We start from the raw sequence: 4,421 nt of genomic DNA, 5'->3' as shown, positions 1-4,421 counted from the left end.
ACCTTGATATGAATTTTTTAGAGCTAGTAAAGAAACGCCATTCTGTACGAAATTATCAGAGTCGTACGGTAGAGAAGGAAAAACTGGATTACGTGATGGAATGTGTGCGGATGGCCCCTTCTGCGGTAAATTTTCAGCCATGGAAGTTTACGATTGTGACCGATGAACCCAAATTGTCTCAGTTGAAAAAGGCATATTCAAGAGAATGGATAAAAAATGTATCCTGCATTGTGGGGGCTTGTGCGAATCATGAGGAGTCTTGGCACCGTAAGGCAGACGGAAAAGATCATGCTGATATTGACGTGGCTATTGCAGTGGAACATTTTTGTCTGGCTGCGGCAGAACAAGGATTGGGAACTTGCTGGGTATGTAATTTTGATGTGCAGTTGTGCCGGGAAATTTTTCAGTTACCTGGATTTATGGAACCTATAGTCCTTATCCCAGTAGGATATGCAGAAGAGAAAGAAATGCCAGAAAGGACACGGAAATCTTTGGATGAGATTTTATTTTGATAGGAATGAGGGTTTTAGTGTAAACAAAATATCAAATATTTAACGAGTTTTAGTAGGAGATTTTATTGGAATTTTCTACTTTTGAGACGCTCTCTGGACTTATTCTCCAGAGAGCGTTTTTATACATTCTAATTAATTGAAAGATGGAAAACATTGAATTAGGATTATTGCTGATGGTGGTCGGAATGGTCACAGTCTTTGTAATTCTGCTCATTGTTATCTGGTTAAGCCAACTTCTGATTTCCATTGTAAATAAAGTGGCTCCCGAAGATGCTCCTAAAAAGCAGGTGGCTACTACGGGCACATCTACCGATGCCGGTGCAATGGATGCCATTAAGGCTGCTGTGGATATTTTGACAGCAGGAAAAGGTCAGGTAATAAAAGTAGAAAAACTGCAGTAATCTGTTAGAAAAACACGCATGTATTAGTCATGGAACAAAAAGAAGTCAAATTTAGTTTGGTCTTTCGCGATATGTGGCAGAGTGCCGGAAAATACGTACCGCGAGTAGACCAGTTGGTGAAGGTGGCCCCAGCCATTATTGAAATGGGGTGTTTTGCCCGTGTAGAAACAAACGGAGGAGGTTTTGAACAAGTAAATCTGTTGTTTGGTGAAAATCCGAATAAGGCAGTCCGTGAGTGGACAAAGCCTTTTCACGAAGCAGGAATCCAGACACACATGCTCGACCGTGCGTTAAACGGCCTACGGATGAGTCCGGTACCGGCCGACGTACGTAAATTATTCTATAGAGTAAAGAAGGCTCAGGGTACAGACATTACCCGTACATTCTGCGGATTGAACGATGTGCGAAATATTATTCCTTCCATCGGTTATGCACATGATGCCGGCATGATTTCTCAGTGCTGTCTCTGCATCACTTATTCTCCGATTCATACCGTGGAATATTATCTGGATATGGCCAAGAAACTGATTGATGCAGGATGTGATGAAATCTGTATCAAGGATATGGCAGGTATTGGCCGTCCGGTATTCTTGGGAAAGCTGGTGGCAGGTATCAAGAAAATCAAGGATATTACAATTCAGTATCACTCTCATGCAGGTCCGGGCTTCAACATGGCTTCTATTCTGGAAGTGTGCAAGGCCGGATGTGATTATGTGGATGTAGGTATGGACCCGTTGTCATGGGGTACCGGACATGCAGACGTTATCAGTGTGCAGGCCATGCTGAAAGATGCCGGATTCAAGGTGCCTGAAATCAATATGCAGGCCTATATGAAGGTACGTTCCCTGATTCAGGAATTTATGGATGATTTCCTGGGATTGTATATCAGTCCGAAGAACCGTTTGATGAACTCTTTGCTGATTGGACCGGGACTTCCAGGTGGTATGATGGGTAGCTTGATGGCCGATTTGGATACTAACCTGGAATCTATCAACAAGTATAAGGCAAAACGTAACTTGCCGTTCATGACTCAGGATGAACTGCTGATTAAACTGTTTGATGAGGTAGCATACGTATGGCCGCGTGTGGGTTATCCGTGCTTGGTAACTCCGTTCAGCCAGTATGTGAAGAACCTGGCCATGATGAATGTCATCCAGCTGGAAAAAGGAAAGGAACGCTGGGGTATGATTGCCGATGATATTTGGGATATGATTTTAGGAAAAGCCGGACAGTTGCCTGGTAAACTGGCTCCTGAAATTGTGGAAAAAGCTGAACGTGAAGGCCGTAAGTTCTTCACAGGCAACCCACAGGACAACTATCCTGATCAGCTGGAAAAATACCGTCAGATGATGTGGGAAAAGAAATGGGAAACTGGACAGGATGATGAAGAACTCTTTGAATATGCCATGCATCCGGCTCAGTATGAAGCCTATAAGAGCGGAAAGGCAAAAGCTGACTTCCTGGAAGATGTGAAGAAACGTCGTGAAGCCAAGGAAGAGGTACACATGGCCAATGACCAGACTAAAGTTCTGACAGTAGACGTAAACGGTCAGGCTTATCGTGTAACAGTAGCCTTTGGCGATGTCAATCCGTCTAAACTTTCTGCACAGAATCAGCCTGCTGTAGCTGCTCCGGCTGCCCAAGCTCCTGCTGGTGAAGGAAAAGAAGTGCTTTCTCCGCTGGAAGGTAAATTCTTCCTGACGAAGAGTGCGCAGGAAACTCCGGTGAAAGTGGGTGACAAGGTGAACAAGGGAGATGTAATTTGCTATGTAGAGGCCATGAAGACTTACAATGCTATTCGTGCTGAGTTTAGTGGAACCATTACTGCTATTTGTGCAAATTCCGGTGACTCCGTATCAGAAGATGATGTATTAATGAAGATTTTGTAATGGAAGAGATATTAGAAAGATTATATGATATGACCGCTTTCAGCAACATTGCTGCTGACCCGCGGTTTCTCATCATGTATGCCATTGCTTTCGTCTTGCTCTATCTGGGTATCAAGAAGCAGTACGAACCGTTGCTGCTGGTACCCATCGCTTTCGGGGTGTTGCTGGCCAATTTCCCGGGTGGTGATATGGGAGTAGTGCAGGCCGATGAAAACGGAATGGTCATGGTGAACGGTGTGATGAAGAATATCTGGGAAATGCCGCTTCATGAGATTGCGCATGAACTGGGATTGATGAACTTCATTTACTATATGTTGATTAAGACGGGATTCCTTCCGCCGATTATATTCATGGGAGTAGGTGCACTGACCGATTTTGGTCCGATGCTGCGCAATCTTCGTCTTTCTATTTTCGGGGCTGCTGCTCAGTTGGGTATCTTTGCCGTATTGCTGGTATCTATTTTGATGGGCTTTACTCCCAAAGAAGCAGCTTCTCTGGGCATCATCGGAGGTGCTGATGGTCCGACAGCTATCTTTACCACTATCAAGCTAGCTCCACATTTGCTGGGTCCGATTGCCATTGCGGCCTATTCTTATATGGCGTTGGTACCGGTTATCGTACCGCTGGTAGTACGTTTGTGGTGTACAAAGAAAGAGCTGTCCATCAACATGAAGGAACAGGAAAAGAAATATCCTTCCAAAACGGAAATCAAGAATCTGCGTGTATTGAAAATCATTTTCCCAATCGCATGCACTACGATTGTTGCTTTGTTCGTGCCGAGTGCAGTGCCTTTGATTGGTATGCTGATGTTCGGTAATTTGGTGAAGGAAATTGGTAGCAATACTTCTCGCTTGTTCGATGCAGCATCTAACAGCATTATGAATGCGGCTACTATTTTCCTGGGTATTTCAGTCGGAGCTACAATGACTACCGATGCCTTCCTGAACTGGACGACTATCGGTATCGTGATTGGCGGTTTCTTAGCTTTTGCACTTTCAATATCAGGTGGTATTTTCTTCGTGAAGATATTCAATCTGTTTACGAAAAAGAAAATTAATCCGTTGATTGGAGCAACCGGTCTTAGTGCTGTACCGATGGCCAGTCGTGTGGCTAATGAAATTGCCTTGAAATATGACCCGAAGAACCATGTATTGCAATATTGCATGGCAAGTAACATTTCGGGTGTAATCGGATCGGCTGTTGCAGCTGGTGTACTGATTTCATTTCTTGGATAAGTAAACGTACTTTTGTTTTTCTAGACAGGATTACAAAGAGATAACTGTCGATTTACAGTGTGAAATCTCTTTGTAATCCTGTCTTGTTTTTATAGGAACTTTTCAGGATATTTACCCGTTTGAAAACTTTTGGATGACTTAATTATACTGTATGAAAAAAACTATATTGTTTAACCTTAGTTTCGTTTTTCTGATTCTGTTAGCCTCTTGCCATGAAGAGATAGAAGTGACTTCTTTTGAAAATGTGACAGAAAGCGTAACTCTTCAGTCGGTAGTAGGGGATGAGGCTATTATTTCATTTACAAGTTTTGGCACATGGAATGTTACGACAGATGCGGTGTGGTTAAGTTTGTCTCCATTATCGGGTGAAGCTGGAGAAGGACA

At 43.4% G+C, this 4,421-nt stretch carries 4 protein-coding genes and 1 pseudogene; all 5 read left to right on the top strand.

Annotated features, from left to right (window positions below):
* Window positions 1–8: 8 nt before the first annotated feature.
* Window positions 9–512: a nitroreductase family protein gene (locus ACMJ0U_RS12390; RefSeq protein WP_417130181.1), complete on the top strand. Its 504-nt coding sequence runs from the start codon at window positions 9–11 to the stop codon at window positions 510–512.
* 143 nt (window positions 513–655) lie between these two features.
* Window positions 656–913, top strand: coding sequence for an OadG family protein (locus tag ACMJ0U_RS12385; protein WP_417130180.1), 258 nt, complete (start codon window positions 656–658; stop codon window positions 911–913).
* Between the two features lie 29 nt (window positions 914–942).
* On the top strand, window positions 943–2,802 hold the full coding sequence (locus ACMJ0U_RS12380; RefSeq protein ID WP_417130179.1) for a biotin/lipoyl-containing protein: 1,860 nt from the start codon (window positions 943–945) through the stop codon (window positions 2,800–2,802).
* A complete protein-coding gene (locus ACMJ0U_RS12375) occupies window positions 2,802–4,037 on the top strand; it encodes a sodium ion-translocating decarboxylase subunit beta (protein ID WP_007561996.1) in 1,236 nt (411 codons plus the stop codon). The genes ACMJ0U_RS12380 and ACMJ0U_RS12375 overlap by 1 nt, the downstream gene beginning before the upstream one ends.
* A 151-nt stretch (window positions 4,038–4,188) precedes the next feature.
* Window positions 4,189–4,421, top strand: a pseudogene (locus ACMJ0U_RS12370) (hypothetical protein); the annotation flags it as partial.

Origin of the sequence: Phocaeicola sp., assembly GCF_048170425.1 — a bacterium.
Lineage (GTDB): Bacteria > Bacteroidota > Bacteroidia > Bacteroidales > Bacteroidaceae > Phocaeicola.
Note: the sequence above shows the minus strand (reverse complement) of the source record. Positions and strands in the feature narration are given on the sequence as shown.

Coding starts and splice junctions, on each gene's coding strand:
- ACMJ0U_RS12390 (WP_417130181.1), top strand. CDS start 9: ATGAATTTTTTAGAGCTAGTAAAGAAACGCCATTCTGTACGAAATTAT.
- ACMJ0U_RS12385 (WP_417130180.1), top strand. CDS start 656: ATGGAAAACATTGAATTAGGATTATTGCTGATGGTGGTCGGAATGGTC.
- ACMJ0U_RS12380 (WP_417130179.1), top strand. CDS start 943: ATGGAACAAAAAGAAGTCAAATTTAGTTTGGTCTTTCGCGATATGTGG.
- ACMJ0U_RS12375 (WP_007561996.1), top strand. CDS start 2,802: ATGGAAGAGATATTAGAAAGATTATATGATATGACCGCTTTCAGCAAC.